The organism is Micromonospora zamorensis (assembly GCF_900090275.1).
Lineage (GTDB): Bacteria > Actinomycetota > Actinomycetes > Mycobacteriales > Micromonosporaceae > Micromonospora > Micromonospora zamorensis.
Genome location: NZ_LT607755.1, coordinates 3,863,592 through 3,884,239, shown reverse-complemented (window position 1 = coordinate 3,884,239; position 20,648 = coordinate 3,863,592). Strand labels below are relative to the sequence as shown.

General features: G+C 69.5%; 20 protein-coding genes and 1 pseudogene. 11 read left to right on the top strand and 10 right to left on the bottom strand.

Annotated elements, in window-relative coordinates:
* Positions 1 to 122: 122 nt before the first annotated feature.
* Positions 123 to 1,697 (top strand): methyltransferase domain-containing protein, encoded by a 1,575-nt coding sequence (locus tag GA0070619_RS17050; protein WP_088951863.1) that lies wholly within the window; start codon positions 123 to 125, stop codon positions 1,695 to 1,697.
* Here the strand turns inward: GA0070619_RS17050 and GA0070619_RS17045 are convergent.
* On the bottom strand, positions 1,662 to 2,153 hold the full coding sequence (locus GA0070619_RS17045; protein WP_088948992.1) for a MarR family winged helix-turn-helix transcriptional regulator: 492 nt from the start codon (positions 2,151 to 2,153) through the stop codon (positions 1,662 to 1,664). The two genes, GA0070619_RS17050 and GA0070619_RS17045, sit on opposite strands and share 36 nt — an antisense overlap.
* An 18-nt stretch (positions 2,154 to 2,171) precedes the next feature.
* Between GA0070619_RS17045 and GA0070619_RS17040 the strand changes: the two genes are divergently transcribed.
* From GA0070619_RS17040 to GA0070619_RS17030, 3 genes are all read left to right on the top strand, one after another.
* Positions 2,172 to 2,813, top strand: a complete 642-nt coding sequence (locus GA0070619_RS17040; RefSeq protein ID WP_231927075.1) for a mycothiol-dependent nitroreductase Rv2466c family protein — start codon at positions 2,172 to 2,174, stop codon at positions 2,811 to 2,813.
* A gap of 53 nt (positions 2,814 to 2,866) precedes the next feature.
* Complete coding sequence (locus GA0070619_RS17035; protein WP_088948990.1) at positions 2,867 to 3,628, top strand: GNAT family N-acetyltransferase; 762 nt, start codon at positions 2,867 to 2,869, stop codon at positions 3,626 to 3,628.
* Positions 3,629 to 3,715: 87 nt separating this feature from the next.
* Complete coding sequence (locus tag GA0070619_RS17030; protein ID WP_088948989.1) at positions 3,716 to 4,486, top strand: alpha/beta fold hydrolase; 771 nt, start codon at positions 3,716 to 3,718, stop codon at positions 4,484 to 4,486.
* An 82-nt stretch (positions 4,487 to 4,568) separates the two neighbouring features.
* Here the strand turns inward: GA0070619_RS17030 and GA0070619_RS17025 are convergent, their stop codons facing one another.
* Entirely contained in the window at positions 4,569 to 5,789 is a 1,221-nt protein-coding gene (locus tag GA0070619_RS17025) for a PP2C family protein-serine/threonine phosphatase (protein ID WP_088948988.1), read from the bottom strand.
* 191 nt (positions 5,790 to 5,980) lie between these two features.
* Here GA0070619_RS17025 and GA0070619_RS17020 point away from each other — a divergent pair, with 191 nt between their 5' ends.
* A complete protein-coding gene (locus GA0070619_RS17020) occupies positions 5,981 to 6,418 on the top strand; it encodes an ATP-binding protein (RefSeq protein ID WP_157744028.1) in 438 nt (145 codons plus the stop codon).
* Positions 6,419 to 6,421: 3 nt separating this feature from the next.
* Here the strand turns inward: GA0070619_RS17020 and GA0070619_RS17015 are convergent, their stop codons facing one another.
* A complete protein-coding gene (locus GA0070619_RS17015; protein WP_088948986.1) occupies positions 6,422 to 6,997 on the bottom strand; it encodes a hypothetical protein in 576 nt (191 codons plus the stop codon).
* Positions 6,998 to 7,495: 498 nt separating this feature from the next.
* On the opposite strand from GA0070619_RS17015, the gene GA0070619_RS17010 reads away from it, so the two are divergent.
* Positions 7,496 to 8,839, top strand: a complete 1,344-nt coding sequence (locus tag GA0070619_RS17010) for a glycoside hydrolase family 6 protein (RefSeq protein WP_088948985.1) — start codon at positions 7,496 to 7,498, stop codon at positions 8,837 to 8,839.
* A 115-nt stretch (positions 8,840 to 8,954) separates the two neighbouring features.
* Here GA0070619_RS17010 and GA0070619_RS17005 read toward each other — a convergent pair whose 3' ends face one another.
* Positions 8,955 to 9,485 (bottom strand): GNAT family N-acetyltransferase, encoded by a 531-nt coding sequence (locus tag GA0070619_RS17005; RefSeq protein ID WP_088948984.1) that lies wholly within the window; start codon positions 9,483 to 9,485, stop codon positions 8,955 to 8,957.
* Positions 9,486 to 9,508: 23 nt separating this feature from the next.
* Between GA0070619_RS17005 and GA0070619_RS17000 the strand changes: the two genes are divergently transcribed.
* The 3 genes from GA0070619_RS17000 to GA0070619_RS16990 are packed head-to-tail and all read left to right on the top strand — an operon-like array spanning position 9,509 to position 12,462.
* A complete protein-coding gene (locus GA0070619_RS17000; protein ID WP_231927074.1) occupies positions 9,509 to 9,985 on the top strand; it encodes a VOC family protein in 477 nt (158 codons plus the stop codon).
* Between the two features lie 49 nt (positions 9,986 to 10,034).
* Positions 10,035 to 10,796: a cyclase family protein gene (locus GA0070619_RS16995; protein WP_088948982.1), complete on the top strand. Its 762-nt coding sequence runs from the start codon at positions 10,035 to 10,037 to the stop codon at positions 10,794 to 10,796.
* 13 nt (positions 10,797 to 10,809) lie between these two features.
* Complete coding sequence (locus GA0070619_RS16990; RefSeq protein WP_088948981.1) at positions 10,810 to 12,462, top strand: thiamine pyrophosphate-binding protein; 1,653 nt, start codon at positions 10,810 to 10,812, stop codon at positions 12,460 to 12,462.
* 35 nt (positions 12,463 to 12,497) lie between these two features.
* Here GA0070619_RS16990 and GA0070619_RS16985 read toward each other — a convergent pair whose 3' ends face one another.
* The 6 genes and pseudogenes from GA0070619_RS16985 to GA0070619_RS16960 form a co-directional block, all read right to left on the bottom strand.
* Positions 12,498 to 13,061 (bottom strand): dihydrofolate reductase family protein, encoded by a 564-nt coding sequence (locus GA0070619_RS16985; RefSeq protein WP_088948980.1) that lies wholly within the window; start codon positions 13,059 to 13,061, stop codon positions 12,498 to 12,500.
* Positions 13,049 to 13,555, bottom strand: a complete 507-nt coding sequence (locus GA0070619_RS16980; RefSeq protein WP_088948979.1) for an SRPBCC family protein — start codon at positions 13,553 to 13,555, stop codon at positions 13,049 to 13,051. Before GA0070619_RS16980 ends, GA0070619_RS16985 begins: the two co-directional genes overlap by 13 nt.
* Entirely contained in the window at positions 13,552 to 13,926 is a 375-nt protein-coding gene (locus tag GA0070619_RS16975) for an ArsR/SmtB family transcription factor (protein ID WP_088951862.1), read from the bottom strand. The genes GA0070619_RS16980 and GA0070619_RS16975 overlap by 4 nt, the downstream gene beginning before the upstream one ends.
* Before the next feature lie 146 nt (positions 13,927 to 14,072).
* Positions 14,073 to 14,716, bottom strand: a pseudogene (locus GA0070619_RS16970) (class I SAM-dependent methyltransferase).
* An 8-nt stretch (positions 14,717 to 14,724) separates the two neighbouring features.
* The gene (locus GA0070619_RS16965) at positions 14,725 to 15,150 is read right to left on the bottom strand and encodes an NUDIX domain-containing protein (RefSeq protein WP_088948978.1); all 426 of its coding nucleotides are present in this window, start codon (positions 15,148 to 15,150) and stop codon (positions 14,725 to 14,727) included.
* A gap of 78 nt (positions 15,151 to 15,228) precedes the next feature.
* Positions 15,229 to 16,497 (bottom strand): prolyl oligopeptidase family serine peptidase, encoded by a 1,269-nt coding sequence (locus GA0070619_RS16960; protein ID WP_088948977.1) that lies wholly within the window; start codon positions 16,495 to 16,497, stop codon positions 15,229 to 15,231.
* A gap of 147 nt (positions 16,498 to 16,644) precedes the next feature.
* Between GA0070619_RS16960 and GA0070619_RS16955 the strand changes: the two genes are divergently transcribed.
* On the top strand, positions 16,645 to 17,244 hold the full coding sequence (locus GA0070619_RS16955; RefSeq protein ID WP_231927073.1) for an HAD domain-containing protein: 600 nt from the start codon (positions 16,645 to 16,647) through the stop codon (positions 17,242 to 17,244).
* Positions 17,245 to 17,700: 456 nt separating this feature from the next.
* Positions 17,701 to 20,577, top strand: coding sequence for an ATP-binding protein (locus tag GA0070619_RS16950; RefSeq protein WP_088948976.1), 2,877 nt, complete (start codon positions 17,701 to 17,703; stop codon positions 20,575 to 20,577).
* Positions 20,578 to 20,648: the final 71 nt, after the last annotated feature.

Genomic DNA, 20,648 nt, shown 5'->3' with positions numbered 1-20,648 from the left:
CGCCCCGCGCCACGTCGGTCACAGCTGCGCAACGGCGTCGTCGCCGTCCCGGGCGGATGACCGCAACAAGCCTCCCGTTATGATCGCGGGCCGCACATCGGCCCGGACAACGTGGGGTGACCATGGCTGGCCCGTCCACCCGCTTCGTGCTCTTTCCGGGGCGCCATCACCTGCTGACCTGCTTCCAGGCTGACTACCTGCGGCGGCTCGCCGAGGACGGCGCTGTCACGATCGTCTGGGCGGTGACCTCCGCCAACCACGAGAACACCAAGCGCAATCCGGTCCCGTACCACCGGCGGGAGGCCGCGATCGAGCGATTCAGCGTGCTGAGCGGGCTGCGGTCGATGGTCGTGCCGATCTTCGACACCGCGTACACCGATGCCTTCGCCGAGGTGACCCTCAAGAACATCGCGGTAGCCACCGGACTCGAACTGACTCCTGCCGACACCCTGGTGGCATGCTCGACGCCGCAGGTCGCCAAGCTGTACGAGCGGCTCGGTTTCACCATCGCGCAGGTCGAGGCCGACCCGGAGCTGCGTACCACGCCCGAACGGCCCTGGGATGTCCTGCTGCGCCTGGCCGCTGGCGACGACACGTGGCGCAAGCTGACGCACCCGGCGACGATCGACGTCTTCGAGCGCTACCGACTGGTCGACGAGATCCGGATGGTGGTCAACGACCCCCTCGTCGGCGACGAGGGTGGCCTTACCGTCACCCGCGACTACCGGACCTACGTGGAGGCCTTCGCCGGCGCCGCCGAGCGCAAGTGGGACGCCGTCCGGCAGTACGTGCAACCCGGTCGGATCGTGGATATCGGCTGTGGCGCCGGGGCGGTCCTGGAGTTGGCCGACCGGGAGACCGGCCTGCACGAGAGTGACCTCATTGGCGTCGAGGTCGCCCGACACCTCTTTCAGGAGTGCCTGCACAAGAAGGCGCAGGGCGTGTTCCGCAACGCCAACGTGTACTTCTTCCACCGGAACGTCCTCGGTGGCGCGGTCTTCAAGGACCGGTCGGTGGACACCACCCTCACCTTCGCGCTGACCCATGAGATCTGGTCGTACGGGCGGCAGCGGGAGTCACTGTTGCAGTTCGCCCGCCGCATCCACGACCACACCGTGCCCGGTGGCGTCTGGATCAACAGCGACGTGTGTGGCCCGGACGATCCCCACCGTCCGGTGATCCTGCGACTCGTGGCGGATGACGGCGACAACCCGGCATCGCCGCACCGGGACCTCGCCAGCCTCGACTCCGCCGAGGTCAGGCGGTATGTCGGCGGACTGTCGACGCGGGCACGGCTGGATCAGTTCGCTGTCGACTTCGCGTTCCCCTTCGACTACGAGGCGCTGCCCGACGGCTCGGTGCGGCTTGAGCTGGGCTCCGCGATGGACTACCTGACCCGCAAGGACTACACCGACAACTGGCTCTCCGAGACGAAGGAACAGTTCTGTGGCCTCAGTTTCGCCGAGTGGACGACACTGCTGACCGAAGCGGGCTTCGAGATCGGTCCTGCCTGCACCGCCGTCCGCAACGAGTGGGTGATCGACAACCGGATCGCACCGGTCGCCTCTCTCGCCGACCTCGATGGCCAGCCCCTCGACTGGCCGACGACCCACATCCTCACCGTCGCCCACCGGCCCTGGAACGAGTCAGAGGGCTCGCACTCAGGCACCCACGGCGCGGGTCAGCGTCGCCAGTAGGCGCTCGAGCGCTGCGCGGTCGCTGTCGGTGAGACCACGCAGGATGCGCGCCTCATTGGCCAGATGCTCCTCGATCAGCTGGTCGATCAACGTCATCCCGGCGGGGGTCAACGCCACCACCCGGCCGCGCGCGTCGGATTCGAACACCGAGCGTGACACGAGCCCTCGAGCGATCAACCGGTCCACCCGCTTGGTCACCGCCCCGGTGGTGACGAGCATCCGCTGGCTCAGCTGCCCGGCCGTGAGCGCGTACGGATCACCCTCGCGACGCAGCGCCGCGAGCACGTCGAACTCACCGTTGCCGAGGTCCGCCGCGGCGAACGGCGGCCGCAGGGCTGCGTCGAGCACGACGGCGAGCTGCTGGATCCGACCGATGATCAGCAGCGGGCTGGGGTCGAGGTCTGGTCGCTCGCGTCGCCATTGACCAACGATCTGGGTGATGCGGTCGTCATCCACCGTTGCATCTTACCTTCCATGGAAGGTAACTTGCCTTCCATGGAAGACAATTCTGACCGTGCGTCGACGGTCACGGCGTACGTGGACCCGTCCTGTCCGTTCGCCTGGATCACCTCGCGCTGGCTGGTGGAGGTGGCGCGGATGCGTCCGATCGATCTGCGGTTCGAGGTGATGAGCCTCGCGGTGATCAACGAGCATCGCGATCTGGAGCCCTGGTACCGCGAATTCAACGACCGGGCGTGGGGGCCGGCGCGGGTGTGCACGGCGGTCTCCGCCGAACACGGTCCCACCGCCCTCGCGAGTCTGTACGCGGCGCTCGGCCGCCGGATCCATAACGGGGGCGACAAGGATTTCGACGCCGTCGTCCCGGCGGCCCTGGCCGAGGCGGGCCTTCCCGCCGACCTGGCCGGGGCCGCCCATCGCAGCGACGTCGACCCGCGGATGCGGGCGAGCACCGCCCGCGCACAGCAACTCGTGGGCGAGGACCTCGGCACCCCGACGGTCGTGGTCGACGACGTGGCGTTCTTCGGCCCCGTACTGACCTCGATCCCGCGCGGGGAAGAGGCCCTGCGCGTCTTCGACGGTGCCCATTTGCTCGCCTCCTGCGGGGCCTTCTCCGAACTCAAACGCGTCCGGGCCGGCGGCCTCAGTTTTGCCTAGCCCCGCCGTGTCACGCGCCGAGTCGAGACCCCGTCGAAGGGACAACTACCGCCATGACGACAGAAGCGAACGAACGCGCCCGGTCCCTGTCCGCCTCCGACGCGCCGCTGCGCCAGGCCCGTAACTCCGCTGCCTTCTGGGCCACCACCGGGCGGGTCCGCGGCCACGAGGTGCTCCGTCGGCGGGGCTTCCTCGCCGTCGTCGGCGACGGGCGCGCGGGCCTGCGCATCCTGATCCAGGAGCCCGACCTCCGTCGTGAGGAACTGGCCGAGATCACCGAACTGGCAGCCCGGGCGACCGGGCCGGTGGACGCCGAGGACCCGTTCAGCTCGACGGATCTGCGCCACTTCGACATGCGTTCCTGGCAGATGCCGGTCATGCTGCGCCAGCCCGGCGTCGTGGCCGAGCCGGCGATGCCGGTCATCCGGCTGCGAAGCGAGGAGGACCTGCGAGCCGCGGAGCGTACCGTGATTGCCGCTTTCGAGCTGGCCAGGTTCGTGCCCTACCGGGCCGGCGAGATGTTCCCGACGGCGTTGATCCACCAACCAGGTGTGGACGTGTTCGTCGCCAGCCTGGATGGCGAGATCGCCGGGGTGTGCGTCACCGTCGTGCACGGTGGGCTCGGCAGTCACTACTGGGTCGGAACCGCACCGGAGTTCCGGTCCCGTGGTGTCGGGCGGGCGGTCATGCTGGGGTCCCTGGCTCCGATGGCGGACCTGCCGGTCACGCTGACCGCCTCCCGGTTGGGCCAGCCGCTGTACGAGTCCCTGGGGTTCGCCGTCACCGCCGCCTCGACCTGGTGGTCGTCCCGGTAGGAGTCCGGCGCGACCACAGAATTTGGTCATCCACGCTCGAACCGCCTGCTGACCTGTGCGTCACTCGACTGTGGAAGGCTCGGAGCCGTGGATCAGTTCATCGACGTGGGTGAGGGGTCCGTGTGGGCCCAGGACACCGGGGGTGGCCTTCCGCCCGTCGTGCTGCTGCATCCGGGCGTTGGCGACTCTCGCATCTGGGACCCGGTGTGGGAGCGGCTCGCCGGGCAGCACCGGTTGATCCGGTACGACGTGCGGGGCTTCGCGCGCTCAGCACCGCCGGCCGGGCGGTTCTCCCGGCTGGACGACCTGCGTCGGGTGCTCGATCGGCTCGAGGTCGGGCCGGCGTTGTTCGCCGGTTGCAGCATGGGCGGCGGCACCGCGCTCGACCTCGCCCTCGCCGAGCCGGATCGGGTCCGCGGGATGGTGCTGGCCTGCCCCGGCATCTCTGGCGCCCCGCCCGCCCACGATCCCGACGACGAGCCGGACAGCTCCGACCCGGAGATCTTCCTCGAACAGGGCATCGCCCGATGGGCCCGCGCCGGCCGAGATCCGCTCGTCGTCGATCTGCTGCGCTCGGCGGTTCGGTTCTGGCTCAACTGGGGCGAAGCCTTCACCGATGACGGCGACGCGTGGTCCCGGCTGGAAAGTGTGGCCACCCCCTGCGTGCTGCTGCTCGGCGATCTCGAGCGCCAGTCGTTCGTCCCGGCCTGCGTCGAGGCCGCGCGACGCATTCCCGGGTGCCGCCTTGTGCGGATACCCGGCGCCGACCATTTCGTGCCGTTGCGGGCACCCGACGCCGTGGTGGAGGCGCTGCGCTCGCTGCGTTCTGATCGGACCGGCCACCCGTTGCCCCGGTAGCCCGACGGCAGCCCTTACGCAGCAGCGCACCTGATCAGGGCATCGTGACCCTGCGGAGGTGGCCGACGGTTGCCCGAGCGGCTCAATCCGGCGGTGGCTGGCGCCGGATGACCAGGAGGGCGATGTCGTCGTTGGGGTGCTCCTCCGCGGTTGTGGCCATGATGTGGTCGCACAACGCCTCGGCTGGCCCGGACCGTACGGCGTCGGCGAGGCGCTCGATCCCGGTGTCGATCAGTTCGGTGCGGCGTTCGATCAGTCCGTCGGTGTAGAAGATGAGCGCCGCGCCCGGCGGTAGGTCCAGCACGGTGTTGCGGCGAGTGGCTGATGGTCGGCCCACACCAAGTGGCCGGTCCACCGTCAGGTTGACGAGCGCGGTGGGACGGCCGGGGACAGCCAGCAGCGGTGGCAGGTGGCCGGCGGAGGAGAGGTGCACCCTCGTGCGATCGGGTGTGATCAGGGCGTAGACGGCGGTGGTGAGGGTGCCCGCTTCGAAATGGTGGATCTTGCGGTCGAGGGATGTCAGCGCTTGGGCGGGATCGTCGGAATCGAGGGCGTAGGCGCGCAGCGCGCTGCGGATGCGTCCCATGACGACGGCGGAAGGCAGTCCGTGGCCCGAGACGTCGCCGATGACGGCGCCCAGCCAACCCGAGGGCAACGTGAACACGTCGTACCAGTCGCCACCAATGCCCAGGTCGTGGCCGGGCACGTACCGGGCGGCCAGGTCCAGGCCGGGGATGTCGGGTAGTCGGCCGGGCAGCAGGCTACGTTGCAGGGCCAGCGCTGCCTGCCGGTCGAGGACCTGCGCTCGGGCCCGACCCGCGAGGCTGGCGCGATCGGCAACCAGCTGCAACAGCCGCACGTCGTCGGGACCGAACCGCCGCAGGGCCAGGGAGCCGACGTGCAGTACGCCGACGAGGTCGCCGTTGACGAGCATGGGCACGCCGAGCAGAGCACGTACGCCCGTGGCGAGCAGGACGGGATTGACCACGTCGTCGGGCGTGACGTCATGGATCGTGACCGGCGCACGTGTCGCCGCCACTCGCCCGGCGAAGCCGCGTCCGACCCGGAGGCGGAAACCGCGACGTACCTCTTCCTCCAGGCCTTTTGCCGCTGTCGCGACGAGCTCGCCGGTGTGTTCGTCCAGCAGCAGGATGGTGGCGGTGTCGACCTTGAGCAGGTCCCGGACCCGTTCCAACAGCTCGTCGAGCAACTCGGCGACGTGCAGCCCCGACAGGGCGGCATCGGTGATCGCCTCGATACGACGCAGCCGCTCGTCATTCGTCATCAGCTCGGCGTGGGCCACGCAGGCAGCCTAGACGCCGGCACGCCGCCGACAGCATGCCAGCAGCGAGATCAACAGTGTTGCGCCGCCGGGGTGGGGTATCTTCCCATGTCACATCGATGCATTGTTCGTCCGGCGAACCGTTCCGGAGAGCTGTCCTCCTCGTGCCATCGACAAGCTCACCGGCTCCGCGTCCGACAGGGAGGGAAGCAGTGGCGAACCCACCGCTCGGCCACCACGCTCTCTCCGCCAGGAAGCCGCTGCTCTCGACGTCGTTCACCCTCGCCGACCTGACCCGCGTCCGACGCGAGGTTGAGGCCGCCAGCCGCCGGTGCGGCCTCGGCCACGACGAGATCGAGAACTGGGTCACTGCGGTCAACGAACTGATGATCAACGTGATTCGGCACGGGGGCGGCAGAGGTGGCCTACGCCTGCTCGTGGATGGCCAGCTCACCTGTGAAGTCACCGACCACGGGCCGGGCTTCAACACCGCGCACTACCTTCCGCGCACCGAGCGACCACCCCTGTCCGAAACGGGAGGTATGGGCCTGTGGGTGGTCGGGCAGATGGCCGACTACCTCCTCGTCGTCAGCGGACCCGCGGGGACCACCATTCGCATCGCGGCACGCACCAGCGGCACTTTCGCATAGCCTTCAGAGCCCGGCTGCGGCGTCGTACCGGCGGCGTTGGTCGGCCATTTCCGAGTCGGTCAGCGCCTCCTTGAGCGCCAACTCCGCGTACTTCTCCGGGAACATCTCGCGCAGCCGGTCGGTGAACATGACGTCGGCGGTCGCCTCGACCACCTGGATGCCCGGAGGTTCGGTGGACATGTCCATGATCACGGGGCCGGCCAGCTTGACCGCCACGTCCCAGGGGCGCTTCTGCTCGGCGACCCCGCAGAGGTGGAAGCCATAGACCGTCCGCACGTCGGCAAGCGCGCTGACCTTGGCCGGCTCGTAGCCGTAGACGCGGACCCCGCAGATCACTGCCGGCTTCTCGGTGGTCACCTGCTGGGCAGTGTGTCCGGCGTGATTGTGCTGCCCCGGGTCCGCCTGTTCGAGCGTGGTACGCATCCGAGCCATGATCTGCCCCTGCAGATCGGCCGGCTTCGCCTCCGGGTCGGCCCGGTTGAGCAGTATGACCGCGCCGGCCGACACCACCAGCAGGATCACCGCAACCCACACATAGCGGTTTCGGTACCAACCCGCGAAACGTTCTCGGGAAATCATGATTGCTTCTCACTTCGTCGCCGGTTCTGGTGGGCTGACGGACCGGATCGGATGCACGGCGTGTCAGACGTCGAGCGCGTCGGCCGTCGGGGATGCGCAGTGAGGAATGCCTACGGCGGGCGAGGATGCCTGCCCGTCGTCGTGGAAATGGCCCGGCGATGCGGCATGCGAGCGTCCGCCAAGCGGCGCGCTGCCGGCAATGCGATGCTCCCGCGCTGGCCGTTCCCAGCGCGGTTGCCCCCGCGCTGCGGCGATGTGAGTCATTCCAGCACGCCTGAGCCCGTTCTGGCAACATCGACAAGCATCAGTGTGCATACGTCCCGCCTTGACGGATGACGAGGTCATGCTCATCGACGGGTCTCCACGTCTTGGCAGGGGAGCGCACCTCCGATACCGTCCTGGGAACGCTCCCATGAACGTGGAAACATCTATGTGATCAGGAGGCAACACGTCGTGCCTACCCTCTCCTCGCTTCGCCGCAGATCGGCGGCCATCAGCATGGCGGCCGTCGCGGCCGCCACCGTCGTGGGCGTCTGCCTGACCGTCGGCAGCGCCTCCGCCGGCACGCTGTCCGGCTCGCTCTACCGCGACCCGAGTTCGGCCGTCGTCCGTTGGGTCGCCGCGAACCCCGGCGACTCGCGTACCGCCGTCATCCGCGACAAGATCGCGAGCCAGCCGCAGGCCCGCTGGTTCGCCAACTTCAACCCGTCGACAGTGCAGTCCGAGGTCTCCGGGCACATCGGCGCCGCCAACGCGGCGCAGCAGATCCCGGTGCTGGCGGTGTACGAGATCACCAACCGGGACTGCGGCGGAGCCAGCGCCGGTGGGGCGCCGGACCTCAACCAGTACCAGACGTGGGTGTCCAACTTCGCCAGGGGACTGGGCAATCAGACCGTCATCATCATCCTGGAAACCGACTCGCTCGCCCTGCTGACGTGCCTGAGCAGCGGCGAGATCAGCGCGCGCAACGAGGCGATCTCGACGGCCACCCGGACAATCAAGTCGGCCAACCCCAACGCCAAGGTGTATCTCGACGGCGGTCACTCCACCTGGAACAGCGCGGGGGAGACGGCCAACCGGCTCCGGGCGGCCGGCGTGCAGTACGCCGACGGCTTCTTCACCAACGTGTCGAACTACAACTCCACCTCCGGCGAGGCGAACTTCGGCCGGAACGTCATCTCCGCCCTCAACGGCATGGGCATCTCGGGCAAGCGCCAGGTGATCGACACCAGCCGTAACGGAGGCGCCAGCGGGGACTGGTGCGGCGACGACAACACCGACCGGCGCATCGGGCAGTACCCGACGACCAACACCGGCGACAGCAACATCGACGCGTACCTCTGGGTGAAGCCGCCGGGGGAGGCGGACGGCTGCCGCTACACGGCCGGTTCGTTCCAGCCCGACCTGGCCTTCAGCCTGGCCAACGGCGCGCCCAACCCGCCCACCACCGCGCCTCCGACCACCACTCCTCCGACCACCACCCCGCCGACGACCACCCCGCCGACCACCACCCCGCCGACCACCCCTCCGCCGAACAGTTCGCCGCCGACCGGTGACGGCTGCTACGCGGATGTGGCGGTCAACCAGTGGGCGGGGGGCTTCACTGCGACCGTGACGGTCACCGCCGGCAAGTCGGAAATCAACGGCTGGAAGGTGACCGTCGAACTGCCCGCAGGCGCCGCGGTCACCGGCACCTGGAACGCGCAGGCCAGCGGCACCAGCGGCACCGTCCAGTTCACCAACGTGAGCTACAACGGACGCGTCGCCGGCCGGCAGTCGACCACCTTCGGCTTCCAGGGCACCGGCACCGGCCCGGGCAGGATCGCCGTCTGCGTCGGCTGACACCACCCGGGAGCTACGGCCCGGCGCGGAGGAGCACTCTCTGCGCCGGGCCCGTCCCCGCCCTGCGGTAAGGGCCGGACCGGCCGGCGCCCAGGTTCCCGTGAAGAAGTGCGGTTCAGTCGACCCGCTGGGCCAGCACCTGACCCGGCCAGGACCCAGACAGGAAGGTGTGGGTGGGGGTGAACCCGTGGCGCTCGTAGAACGCCACCAACTCGCCACCGCCGCCCGCCCAGCAATCGACCCGTAGCAACCGCACGCCGGCTCGTCGGGTCTCGTTCACGGCGTGTGCCAACAGGGCCGACCCCAGGCTCCGGCCGGCGAATCGTCGGTCGGAAACCAGGAGACGGACGTAGCGCTCCGGTTCTGCCGCAGGCGCGATCGGTGCTTTCGGATCGGGCCCGGAATCCAACGCCAATGCCGCGGCCGGCGTTCCGTCCATTTCCGCGATGAACGGAAGGCTCTCGGTCAGATACCGGTCGACCAGCTCGACCCGTTCGGGCTTCTCCGAGAACGGCGTCGTGCCCCACTGCTCGGTGTTGCCGCGATCATTCATCCAGGCCACCGCGGAGTCGAGCATGGTCAGCACTGCGGGTGCGTCGGCCGGACCACCGCGTCTGATTCGTACGCCGCGGGTGGGGTCGTCCATGGCGGAATTGTAATCTGTGGCTCATGAAAGACGCCGACCAGCGGGACCCCCAACCTGGGCGGGGGACGGTCCAGCGGATGGACAACATCGCGATCGTCGTCGACGACCTCGCGGCTGCCAGGGCGTTCTTCGTCGCACTCGGCCTGGAGTTCGAAGGTGAGGCGACAGTCGAGGGCAGCGCGGTGGACCGCCTCGTCGGGCTCAAGGGAGTCCGCTCAGACATCGTGGTGATGCGCACCCCGGACGGCCACGGACGGCTCGAGCTGACCAGGTACCACACGCCGACCAGCCCAGACGGTGACCCGCGGGCGCTGGCGAACACGCTGGGCGCGCATCGCGTCATGTTCGCCGTCGAGGACATGGACGACATCCTCGACCGCCTGCGGCCACACGGAGCGGAACTCGTCGGCGAAGTGGTGCGATACGAGAACAGCTACCGGCTCTGTTACCTCCGTGGCCCCGCCGGCATCATCGTCGCGCTGGCCGAGCAGATCACGTGACCCGTCCGGGCATCCATCGTGGATCGTGAGTGCGGTGTACCGTCGCCGCATGACGGTGCTGCAGGAGTTTGTCGCCGCTCTTTCCAGCGGCCGGATCCAGGTTGTCGACCTCACCGCCCCGCTCTCGGACCAGACCCCGATCCTGGGCCTGCCCGAGCAGTTCGGCCAGACCTGGCCGTTCCGGCTCAGCGAGATCAGCCGGTACGACGACCGTGGTCCGGCCTGGTACTGGAACAACTTCTCCACCGGCGAGCACACCGGCACCCACTTCGACGCGCCGGTGCACTGGGTCTCCGGTCAACAGGGCGCGGACGTCTCCCAGGTCCCGGTGAGCCAGTTGATCGCCCCGGCGGTGGTGATCGACCACGCGGCCGACGCCGCCGACAACAGTGACTTCCTGCTCGAGGTCGAGCACGTCAAGGCGTGGGAGGCGGAACATGGTGCCCTGCCCACCGGCGGCTGGCTGCTCTACCGCACCGGTTGGGACGCGTACGGCGACGACCCGGAGCGGTACGCCAACGCCGGGCGTACCCCGGGCATCTCCGTCGAATGCGCCCGCTGGCTGGCCGAGGAGTCGCCGATCCAGGGCGTCGGAGTGGAGACGGTCGGCACCGACGCGGGCGCCGCGCACTCGTTCGACCCGCCGTTCCCGTGCCACTCGTTCCTGCTCGGCCAGGAGAAGTACGGCCTGACCCAGCTACGCAACCTGGCGCAGTTGCCGACGACCGGCGCGGTGGTGATCGCCGGACCGCTGCCGATCGTCTCCGGATCCGGCAGCCCGTGCCGGGTCCTCGCGCTGGTCGAACGGTAGGACCGGGCCACAGATGCGGGTCGCCGAGGTGGTCGGCCGGGTTCTGTACGAACACGGCGCACGGTACGTCTTCGGGGTGGTCGGCAGTGGCAACTTCCATGTCACGAACGCGCTCGTGGCGGCCGGTGCCCGGTTCGTGGCGGCGGCCCACGAGGGCGGCGCGGCGAGCATGGCAGACGGGTACGCCCGCACCTCCGGGACGGTGGGCCTGCTCTCGGTGCACCAGGGTCCGGGCGTCACCAACGCGCTGACCGGCCTCACCGAGGCCGCGAAGAGCCGTACACCGATGGTGGTCCTGGCCCCGGAGGCGACCGCGCCGCGGTCGAACTTCTTCATCGACCTGCCGGCGCTCGCCGCCGCGGTCGGGGCCGACTTCCATCGGGTACGCGCGACACACGCGGCCGAGGACGCGGGCGCGGCGTACCGGGCTGCCGCCCGGGGCGCGACGGTGGTGCTGGGCCTCCCGCTGGAGGTGCAGCTCACCGTGACCGAACCGTGGGCCGGCCCGGTCCCTGCGGTCGCGCCCACCCCGGCCACCGTCCCGCAGGTCGAGCCGTTGCTGGCCGCGCTCCAGGCCGCACGTCGACCGGTCTTCATCGCGGGTCGGGGTGCCCGGGCGGCCCGGGAACCGCTGACCCGGCTCGCCGACGCGTGCGGGGCACTGCTCGCGGTCTCCGCCGCGGCGAAGGGCCTGTTCGCCGGGAACCCGTGGTACATCGACGTGGCCGGCGGCTTCGCCACCCCACTCGCCGCCGAGCTGATCGGCGCGGCGGACCTGGTCGTCGCGTGGGGCAGCACACTGAACATGTGGACCACCCGGCACGGTGAACTGATCCCGCCCTCCGCCGTCGTCGTCCAGGTGGACCACGACCCCGCCGCGTTCGGGGTGAACCGCCCGGTTGACCTGACGGTGGCGGGCGACGTGTCGGCGGTCGCCGAGGCGGCACTCGGTCGACTGGGCTCCGCGGGGCCCGTGGACGCCGGGCCCGGCGGCTGGCGTACGCCGGAGCTGGCGCAACGGATTCGCGACCACGGCCGGTGGCGGACCGTCCCGTACTCAGACGAGGGCACCCCGACGCGGCAGGGCACCCCGGCGACGATCGACCCGAGGACGCTGTCGGCAGCCCTGGACGACCTGCTGCCTCCCGACCGGACGGTGGTGGTCGACTCGGGCAACTTCATGGGCTACCCGTCCATGTGGCTCGAGGTGCCGGACGTGGCCGGGTTCTGTTTCACCCAGGCTTTCCAGTCGGTCGGGCTCGGCCTGGCCAGTGCACTCGGCGCGGCGGTTGCCCGGCCGGACCGGCTCACCGTCGCGGCGGTCGGCGACGGTGGCTTCGTCATGTCCGCGACCGAACTGGTCAGCGCCGTCCGGCTGGCGGCACCCCTCGTCGTGGTGATCTACAACGACGCGGCGTACGGCGCCGAGGTGCACCACTTCGGCCCGGACAGGCACCCGTTGGAGACGGTCACCTTCCCCGAAACCGACCTGGCCGCGATCGCCCATGGCTACGGCTGCGACGGGTTGACCGTCCGGACCGTCGACGATCTCGGACCGGTACGCCACTGGCTCGCTGGTCCCCGCATCCGGCCACTGGTGGTCGACGCCAAAGTCAGCGCGGCGCACGGCTCATGGTGGCTGGAGGAGGCATTCCGCGGCCACTGAGCCACCGCCGTCATCCAACCTCGCAGGGCTGTCGTTCACTGCCCGCGAGGGCGGTAGCGCAGGTGTACGACCCCGTTTGGGAATCGGCGCTCATCGAGGAGCTCAAGGTCGGTGCGCATGCCGGTCGGCAGCCCTGGCTTGCCGCCGCCGACGACAACCGGCAGGATCATCAGCTGGCACTCGTCGACCAGCCCGGCCTTGAAAGCCTGCGCCGCGAGGTCGGCACCTCCAACGGTGAGATCGCTGCTGGCCGTGGCCTTCAGTTCGCGTACGGCGGCGGGGTCGAAACGGCGTTCGATTCGGGTGTCGGCAGTTGAGGCCGCGTCGAGGGTCGTGGAGTAGACGACCTTGCTCGCCGCCTGCCAGGCGTTCGCGAAGGTTGCTGCGAGGTCGGACTGCGCAGCCAGAGCGGGGTCGGTCTCCCAGACGGCCATCGCCTCGTACAGGCCCCGCCCGTAGAGAAACGTGCCCACGGATCGCAGGAGGTCGGTGTGGAACGCGAACACCTCGTCGCCGAGTGGAAACCAGTCGAACGCGCCGCGTTCGTCCTCGATGTACCCGTCAAGCGACACGTTCGTCACGTAGATCAGCTTTGCCATGCCTCTGCCTCTCGATGACTTGTTGCAACCGCCTGCGCATTCATCAGCGCGGCGTCCAGCTTGGTGAACGCCTGGCGCCAGCCCTCCTCGCTGGGGCGCGCCAGATGTTCGGGGAGCCACTGACGGATCTCCAGTCGCGTCCGCCCGCCCGCCTCGTCGTGGAACTCGACCCGGAGTCTCGTCTCGAACGGCTCGATGCCCTCCTGCAGCCGGCCACCGACGTGCATGACGCCTTGGAGCAGTTCGCCGTCGGCGACGTCCGTGAGGTCGACGTGGACGTGCACCCGAAGCTCGGGTTGGGCGGCACTGACCTCCGTCCACCGTTGAAAGCCGCCGGGGCGTACGTCGAACTCGATCTCGTCGCGCGGCAGTGAGTTGCCGGTCGGGCCCCACCACGCCGCCAGATGGTCGGGATCGGTGAAGGCTCGGTAGACGAGCTCCCGCGGCGCGTCGAACACGCGAGAGATGACGAGCTGCGGAGTTTCGGTGGTCATTCGGGCTCCCTGGGGTCGTCGGCCACCCGGTCCGTTGCCGGTCCGGTGGCCTGCACCGCGGCGAGGTGGGCATCGAGGCGAGTGAGGGACGAGTCCCAGAACCGCCGGTAGCGCTCGATCCAGTCGGCTGCCTCGCGCAGCGGGGCAGCCTCGAGGTGACTCGCGCGCCACTTGCCCGACCGTGACCGCGAGATGAGCGCGGCGCGTTCGAGCACCTTCAGGTGCCGTGACACCGCTGGCATCGAGATGGACAGAGGAGCGGTGAGTTCGGTGACCGTGGCGTCGCGTTCGGCCAACTCGGCGACGATTGCCCGTCGAGTCGGGTCGGCGAGCGCCGAGAACACCGCGCTGAGCTGATCGGTGCCAGCCATCGTGAGCTCCTTCACTTAACCAGTGTGTTAAGCGTATTGGGATGCGGGTGATGTTGTCAACGGGATGCGTTCGTTCGGGCCTTGCCTTCAAGGCCTGGTGCGGTCTGCCGAGTTGAGGGGTTCGGCGGCACGGCGGGGGATCGGCATCAGGCTTTCTGGGCGAGCAGATATCCCTGGGCGGGGCTGTCCGGCCCATCGGCGGGCACGCCGCCCCAGAACACGGTCGTGAAGCCAGCGTCCGTGACGCTTCGCTCCACCTCCTGCGGGGTCTGCCAGTAGAGGTCGAACTCGACGCCAAGGTTGGTGCTGCCGCCCGCGCGTCGGACCTGACTGGGTCCGGCCTTGAAGGCGGTCACCAGATACCCACCCGGCTTGACGACGCGACACAGCTCGCCGTAGGCCGCCGGTCGATCGGCCGGGGCCAGGAAAATGAGGGAGTACCAGCAGACCACACCTACCAGCGACGCGTCCTCGAAGGGCAGCTCACGCAGGTCGGCAACATCGAACCGGAAGGTCGCATGGTCACGCCGAGCCACGCGGATCATCTCGGGTGAGAGGTCGACTCCCCAGGGTGTCAGGCCCCTGGTTGCCAGATAGGGCTCAAGGCGCCCGTCCCGCAACCGATGTCACCGACGCTGGTCCCCAGACCGGCGGCAAGCGTCAGGTCGCAGAACAGGTCGAGGACGGCTCGCTCCGCGGGCAGGCGATCCAGAGCGTCGGCAAGGCGTTCGGCGTAGAACTCGGCGAGGACGTCGTGCGCGGCTCGCAACTCTTCGGTCCTGGCGTCCACGCAAGGGACTATAGGAGCCCACGCGGCAGCCGGTCAGACTCAGGCAGAGGACGAAGCAGCGCCGCCAGGTCGCCGAACACCAGGGGAAGGCCACCCAGCTCGTTGATCCCGACCCAAGCGATGTCGTCATGCTCCTCGGGTGCGCGGTTGGTGGGAGAGCCGACCCAGTCTCCAATTTTCCAGACGCCCACGTGAACGGCGTCCTCGCCACTGCCGGCATGCCAGTCGCCCAACCGTGAAGCGGACTCCGCCACGATGTGAACACCCAGCTCCTCGTGCATCTCCCGCGCGAGTGCTTGTAGTTCGGACTCACCCGTGTCGACATGGCCCCCGGGCAGATCCCAGAGATCCGGGTACGCGCGACGGGTCGGGCTGCGGTGCACCAGCAGGACCGCGCCGTTCTCAACGAGTGCACCTGTGACGACGACATGCATGACCGGATTGGAGCACAGGGATGGGACAAGCTCGCTCCAGCCGACGGTGCGCCCGCCCGCTTGACCCCGGACGGCGGATCACCGACGGCGGCGGGCCATCCACTGCCAGATGTGGGTGCCGTTGCGACTCGGGTCGTTGCGGGTCACGTAGATCCAGGACCAGTGACCGGGGAACTGGTAGCCGTTCCAGACAACGTGGTCGTACAGGGTGATCAGTGAGCCCGGGATGAGGTCGTGGGCGTGGATCGTGTTGGTCTCGGGTGGCACCGTGTCGTCGTCGAGCGAGGTGACCAGCCAGGTCGGGGTCTGGATCTCCGCCAGCTCCTCATCGGTGATCAGCGGCGGCCCCTCCCCGCTGAGCGGCTCGACGATGCCGCAGATCGGCACCGACGCGGCGAACAGGTCGGGATAGGCGACGGTCATCTCCAGGGACATGTAGCCGCCGTTGCTGCAACCGGCCACGTAGATCCGGTCCGGGTCGACGCGCTTGCGGCGGACGAGGTCCTGGACGATCTCCCGGATCAACGGGGCGAACCGGGGGCCGTCCTCCATCCAGTAGGAGGTGCTCTGCGGAGCGACGACGTACGCGCCGGAGAAGATCCGTTGAGCCTCCGGGGTGGCGAAGCCCAGGGCGCCCCGGTTGGCGCGCAGCGTGGTCTCGTTGTCGTAGTAGTCGTCGGGCAGTGAGGCACCCTCGCCGCCACCGTGCAGCCAGAGGATCAACGGCCGCCGGCCGTGGCGGGGCGAACGCTCCGGGGAGTACAACCGGTACTTCAGGCCCGAGCCGGAGACGTGGTGGCTGAACGCGTCCACCTCGGGGTTCGACAGCCGCCCCTGCACGAAGCGCGTGATGGTGACCGGTGAGCCGTGGCGCCGGACGAGTGGGGTGTTCTGCCTGATGGTGTAGACGAGGTCCAGCCGGACGTTGCGGCCCCTGCTCACGATGTAGCCGAGGGTGCCACCGCCGGGTTGACCTTCGCCGTGGCTCAGCTCCAGCACGATGTTTCCGTGCCGGTCGAGCCGGGCCATGGTCACCGTGCGGTCCAGGTCGTACTCGCTGAAGATCTGGTCCCCGGGAGCGATCGGGATCGGGCTGGTGGCCTTGGCGTGGACGGTGAACGTGCCGGGGGTGAGCCCGGCGGGGTCGATCGGCCCGAGCCGGCCGGTCTCCAGGGTGACCGAGGTGACCTGCTCACCGCCGTCAAGGGTCCTCGCGTCGAGGGTGAATCTCACGCTGGTGGGGTGGTGGTGGCCACCGGCGTGGGCTGCGGTGCCGGGCAGCGCGAGGCCGATGGCGGCACCGGCACCACCGGCCAGGACGGTGCGGCGAGTGACAGACGTGGACATGCGGGCCCCCGTACCTGTGCATCATAAAGACGGTCATCAATGACGTTTCAACCTAGCGCCGCAGATCAGACATGTCCAGGATCGTACGAAGTGCTCAGACGGCAGGTTGACGCCACTGCTTGAGCCGACGCACGATACGGTTCGCGCGTGACGCATGGTCTTGCCAACCTGCCCTTGGTGTTTCTCGATGTGGACGGACCACTGATCCCGTTCAAGGCCAGGTCGGTTGGCGGTGGGCACTCCTTCGCGGGTGCCGTGGCACGTTCCTCAGGAGGCGCCGGCAACCCCTTGCTCGACCGGATCGACCCAGTTGACGGTCAGCGGCTGTCGGCTCTGAATTGCCAGTTGGTGTGGGCGACGACGTGGATGGCCGACGCGAACGAAGTCATCTCGCCACTGCTCGGCCTACCTGCCCTACCTGTCGTCGAATGGCCGGACGACGATGAGGATCCAGCGCACGGCCTGCACTGGAAGACCGCATATCTGACGCAGTGGGCGGCGGGACGACCGTTTGTCTGGCTCGACGACGAGACGACCGACGTCGACCGGCGATGGGTCGCGGCTCATCATCCGGCGCGAGCGCTGCTGCACCGCGTCGACCCGTACAAGGGCCTGACCGACGCGGACTTCGCAGCCGTCCGTCGATGGCTTGCCCACCGGGCCGACCCGCCTGAACGTCAGGCTGGACGCCTACGGTCTTTCCATCTCAAACACTGTCGCGGATGCATCTTGCTGTTCGCATGTTGACGATTGGCGGCAGGTGACGAATTCCAGGGACGTGGGACCCAGTCAATTGGCGCGGTCGCCGATGGTTCATCAGGTGGCGCAGAACTCCCAGGTCGCAGGTCACGGTAGAAATATGACCGCTTCGGGTGATTCGGTATAGGCGGCCATGATCGTGGTGATATCAGATTGGGTGCGGCCCTCCAATGAACAGTTAGGCGTCCTGGCTGTAGCGCCGCAGTGACCTGGGACTTGTCGTCTGCCAGGCGCCGCAGGATGCGGGCGATTTATTGGGTTTCAGGGACATCATTCCGCGCTTCTGGTGACCGGTCCTTTTCTGCGGGTTGTGATGCGATGTCGAAAAGAACCTGCGTCTCGCCACTTGTTGAATAGGGGTCGGCATGTTTCGACATTCGGCGATGCTCCGGTATAGTGCGATCAATTCCCATTGAGTGTGCCGGAAGGCGTCTGGTCTGCGTGATGACACCTGGGCTGGAAAGCGCGTCGAGCCCGCGCTTCGTCGGGCGACGAGCACAGTTGGCACGTATCGGGAGAGCCCAGGCCGCCGTGCTGAGTCGTGGCTGGCAAATGGTCTGCGAGGTCGTCGGGGAGCCGGGCATCGGCAAGACCCGGTTCGTCGACGAGGCCCTGGAGCGGTGCGCCCCCACCGTCCCCTGGGCCGTCGGGACCTGCTCGCCGAATGAGCGAGGAGTTCCTTTCCACGTGTTTCGACACGCCTTCACGGAGGGGCAGTCACTCCGACGTGGGCTGCGTGCCGGGCGGTCCACTGGGGAGAGTTGGGTGGAGTCCACCATCGCGGTGCCAGCGGCTCCGGGACGGGCGTCGGACGCCCGGCGGTTCCGGACCTATCAGTTGGCCCGCCGGCTGATCGGCCTGGCTGCCCGGGACGGTCTGGTGCTGGTCCTCGACGACCTGCACTGGGCGGATGCATCCTCCGCCGGCCTGATCGCCCACCTCCTGCGGTATCCGGTGCCCGCCCCGGTGCTGCTCGTGCTCGTCTACCGCCAGCGGCAGACGGCGACCCCGATGCCGTTCGGTCCACCAGATCCCGACGAGCACGACGACGCGAAGCCGCCGCCACACGACCGGATCGAGCTCCGACCTCTCAGCCTCGCTGAGGTCGCACTCCTGCACCCCCAGGTCGACGAGGTGGAGCTGCGCGCCCGGTACGACCTGACCGGCGGCAACCCCGGTTACCTGGCGGTGCTGCCGAGCGGCTCAACCTCCAAAGGCACGGACCCGATCCGTGAGGCACAGGGTGCCCGGCTGTCCGACGCGGCGGTCGCCGTGCTGCGCCGCGAGTGGACGGACCTGCCCCCCGTCGAGCTGGCCTGTCTGCGGGCCGGGGCGATCGTCGATGCGCCCTTCAGCGCGGACCTGCTCGCCGAGGTCGCGCAGGTCCCGGCGTCGATGGCGGTCGAGGCATGCTGGCGGCTGGCCCGGCTCGACCTGATCCGCCGCGTCCCCGGCACCGGACGGTTCGCCTTCCGGCACCCGGTGCTGCGGTTGGCGGTCGCTCAGGACACCGACCCGCAGTGGCAGGTGGAGGCGTGTGCGCGGGCGCTCACCGCGCTGGTCGATCTTGGCGCGCCACCCGCGGATCGGGCCCGCTACGCGGAGCGCCTGCTCGCCCTGCCGAACGCCCGCTGGGCCGACCGCTGCGTCAACGTGCTCTGCCGAGCCGCGCAGGAGGTCCGGCGCGAGACGCCGGACCTGGCCATCCGCTGGCTGCGGCTGGCGTTGCGTGCGCTGCGCCCGACGGCCGGTCTGACGCAACGTCGCCAGGACGTGTCGCTCGCGCTGGCCGAGATCACCGGGGAGGCGGGCGACCTGGCCGAGAGCAGGGCCCTGCTCCAGGAGATCGTGCCGCTGTTCCCTGCCGACCCGCAAGGACGACGGGCGCAGGCAGTAGCACTCTGGGCGCGCGTGGAACGTCTGCTCGGCAACTACGCGGAGGCGGCGGCCATCAGCCGGCGGGAGCTGGCCGCCCTGCCAACCGGTGCCGGCCCCAGCGACGGCTACCGCCTCGCCACCGAGATCGGCGTCGCAGGCATTCTGGCCGGTCGCCCCGTGACCGGGCTGCCCGACGTCCTCGGCGGAGATCTCGGCGGCTCCGGTGCGGACGGGGCCAGCCTGCTGGCCGTCCGCAGTCTGGCCGCCGCACACGACGGCGCACTGGACGACGCCCGGGGTCTGCTCGATGCCGGCGCCCGGATCGTCGACTCGCTGCCGGACCGGGACGTACGGGACCACCCCGACTGCCTCACCGCACTCGGCCTGAGCGAGCTTTACCTCGAACGGCAGGCCGACGCGGTGCGGCACCTCGACCGAGGGCTTGCGCTCGTCCGCGCCTCACACCGCGACGACGGCCTGTGCCAACTGCTGCTGGGTCGCAGTCAGGTGGCCTACCACGGCGGGCAGTTGAACACCGCCATCGGACTGGCCACCGAGGCGGGCATCGTCGCCCGGCGCATCGGCAGTCACCACCTGCTGAGCTTCGCCCTGGCGTTCGAGGCGGAGGCGACGGCGTGGCGTGGTGGCCTCCGGGACGACGACCGGGCGTTGGCGCTGGCCCGCAGCGCCGCCGGAATCGCCACCGACCTCGCCACCTGGTGTGGTCGTACGGCCGCGACGGCGCTGGCGACCGCGGCGTTGCTGTCGGGTGATCCGGCGACCTGTGCCGACCTGGTGCGCTCCGCCGGCGGCGACAGCCGGCTGAGCCGTCTCCAGACGTCGCTGCGGCCCAGGTGGTACGAGCTGCTCTGCGCCGCCGCGCTCGCCGCGGGCGAGGTGGCCGACGCCGAGCGGCAGGCGCGACTGGCACTGGCCGAGGCGGATCAGGTCGGTCTGCCCGGGCAGCGGGGCTTCGCCGAGTCGGCGTACGGCGAGGTGCTGCTCGCCCGTGGCGAGGTCCAGGCGGCGCTGCCGCACCTGGAGACCGCGGCCGACCTGTTCCGTGCCGGCGGGATGGTGCTGAGGCGCAGCCTCGCCCTGGCCTCCCTGGCCCGGGCGGCCGAAGCCGCGGACCAGAGCGGCCTGGCGGCGCGGGCCCGTCGCCGGGCGCTCGAACTGGCCTTGTGGTGCGGGACGGAACGGGTCGGTCTGCGACTGGCCCGACCGATCGGCCCGCGGGAGGTCGCCGCCCTGACCGACCGGGAGTGGCACATCGCCCGGCTGGCAGCGACCGGGGCCACCAGCCGACTGATCGGGCGGCAGCTGAACATCAGCCCCCGCACGGTGGAGGCGCACCTGACCCGCCTCTACCGCAAGACCGGTGTCGCTTCCCGGTCGGCTCTGGCCGCCTGGGTCGCTCGGCTCGATGACACCGATCGGTGACCGCGATCCAGGCCGGATGACATCGTTCGGTGCAACGTCGACAGGCCGGGCAGCACGAGGCCGCGCCGCCA

Bases quoted from the DNA above. Each gene is read 5' to 3' on its own strand.
- GA0070619_RS17050 (WP_088951863.1), top strand. From the start codon at position 123: ATGGCTGGCCCGTCCACCCGCTTCGTGCTCTTTCCGGGGCGCCATCAC.
- GA0070619_RS17040 (WP_231927075.1), top strand. From the start codon at position 2,172: ATGGAAGGTAACTTGCCTTCCATGGAAGACAATTCTGACCGTGCGTCG.
- GA0070619_RS17035 (WP_088948990.1), top strand. From the start codon at position 2,867: ATGACGACAGAAGCGAACGAACGCGCCCGGTCCCTGTCCGCCTCCGAC.
- GA0070619_RS17015 (WP_088948986.1), bottom strand. From the start codon at position 6,997: ATGATTTCCCGAGAACGTTTCGCGGGTTGGTACCGAAACCGCTATGTG.
- GA0070619_RS17010 (WP_088948985.1), top strand. From the start codon at position 7,496: ATGGCGGCCGTCGCGGCCGCCACCGTCGTGGGCGTCTGCCTGACCGTC.
- GA0070619_RS17005 (WP_088948984.1), bottom strand. From the start codon at position 9,485: ATGGACGACCCCACCCGCGGCGTACGAATCAGACGCGGTGGTCCGGCC.
- GA0070619_RS17000 (WP_231927074.1), top strand. From the start codon at position 9,509: ATGAAAGACGCCGACCAGCGGGACCCCCAACCTGGGCGGGGGACGGTC.
- GA0070619_RS16995 (WP_088948982.1), top strand. From the start codon at position 10,035: ATGACGGTGCTGCAGGAGTTTGTCGCCGCTCTTTCCAGCGGCCGGATC.
- GA0070619_RS16990 (WP_088948981.1), top strand. From the start codon at position 10,810: ATGCGGGTCGCCGAGGTGGTCGGCCGGGTTCTGTACGAACACGGCGCA.
- GA0070619_RS16985 (WP_088948980.1), bottom strand. From the start codon at position 13,061: ATGGCAAAGCTGATCTACGTGACGAACGTGTCGCTTGACGGGTACATC.
- GA0070619_RS16980 (WP_088948979.1), bottom strand. From the start codon at position 13,555: ATGACCACCGAAACTCCGCAGCTCGTCATCTCTCGCGTGTTCGACGCG.
- GA0070619_RS16975 (WP_088951862.1), bottom strand. From the start codon at position 13,926: ATGGCTGGCACCGATCAGCTCAGCGCGGTGTTCTCGGCGCTCGCCGAC.
- GA0070619_RS16965 (WP_088948978.1), bottom strand. From the start codon at position 15,150: ATGCATGTCGTCGTCACAGGTGCACTCGTTGAGAACGGCGCGGTCCTG.
- GA0070619_RS16960 (WP_088948977.1), bottom strand. From the start codon at position 16,497: ATGTCCACGTCTGTCACTCGCCGCACCGTCCTGGCCGGTGGTGCCGGT.
- GA0070619_RS16950 (WP_088948976.1), top strand. From the start codon at position 17,701: ATGACACCTGGGCTGGAAAGCGCGTCGAGCCCGCGCTTCGTCGGGCGA.